Annotated in this window: 1 protein-coding gene; it reads left to right on the top strand. The window is 37.5% G+C overall.

Going from position 1 to position 1,353, the window contains the following annotated elements; all coding sequences use genetic code 11:
• Window positions 1-216: 216 nt before the first annotated feature.
• Window positions 217-1,353, top strand: a 1,137-nt coding sequence (locus PROVRUST_RS18780) for an esterase/lipase family protein (protein ID WP_248696657.1), incomplete at its 3' end; no start/stop codon positions are given.

The raw sequence follows: 1,353 nt of genomic DNA on the forward strand, positions 1-1,353 counted from the left end.
GGAATTTATATGGTCGACAAATCAGATAACGAAGCAAAAATTGGTGAGTGCCAGCACACCTCATATCATTTACCTCAATGGGATGAAAATGGAAAATGCAGTTGGGTTGATATCCAACGTCAGCATAAATCCCTCAATGCCGAAGCAAAATGTATCGTACCGCCAACTAAAGTCATTCCGGTGATTTTTATTCCGGGGATTATGGGAACGAACCTGATGTCCACAAACACCAATAAAAAAGAAATTTGGCGAGGAGATTCTTTAGCTAGTGTTTATTGGGAATGGCACTCTAAAGGGGGACACCAACGGCAGCAATCACTTCACCCAGATTACACACGAGTAGATAATAGAGGTGATATTGAAAAGAAAATTTTAACACCTTTTTCTGATGATGGTTGCTTGTTTCCTAGCCGAAAAAGTCGTAATTGGGGCGCTGCGCTTGGATTTAGTTATGGACGTTTTTTGAATGTTTTCCAAGCTGCTTTACTTGATGATTGGCAAACAGAGCTTGTTAATTATGAGGAAACTTATCGATTTAACGACCCTGAAACAATGAAAAAAATAGATATAGCACTTAAACATGAAGGCTCTTTGAGCAAACTGGTTAATAAAAAATTTAATACACATGAAAAAGAGGATGAGCAAGTATTAACGCCTGAAGAACTCAATCATTTTAAGCGTTTTTTATTTCCAGTTCATGTGTTTGGTTATAACTGGTTACAAGATAATAAAACGTCAGCTGAATCACTTAAAACGTATATTGATGATGTTTTACGATTGTATAAAAAAAAGCATGGATATGGTCTTGCTCAAGAAAAAGTGATTATTGTAACTCACTCTATGGGAGGACTGGTTGCGCGTTATGCATCTCAAGTTTTAGGGATGAACAATAAAATATTGGGTATTGTTCATGGTGTTATTCCTGACTTGGGCTCACCTGCGGCCTACCGTAGAATGAAAGTGGGCGCAGAAGGTGAAGGTTTTATGGGAACTGCGGGTCATGTCCTTGGCGCAACCGGAAAAGAATTAATGCCAGTTTTAGCCAGAGCGCCTGCTGCACTGCAGTTATTACCACATCCAAAGTACCGTTCACCTTGGTTAACAATAAAAAGGCATTATCATGACAACGATCTATTTTTGCCTAAAAGCAAAGACCCATTCAGTGAAATTTATCTTCAAAAAGAGGCTTGGTGGCGGTTATATGAATCTGATATTCTCGATAAGAAAAAAATAATTAGTGATAAAAACTGGCAGGATTATACTCAATTAATGGATACTCCGGTTAGAAAATTTATGTATGCCTTAGAAAATGCAGGTTATCATCCAGAAACTTATATTTTTTATGGAAAAAAA

Source organism: Providencia rustigianii DSM 4541, assembly GCF_000156395.1.
In the GTDB taxonomy this organism is placed as follows: Bacteria; Pseudomonadota; Gammaproteobacteria; order Enterobacterales; family Enterobacteriaceae; genus Providencia; species Providencia rustigianii.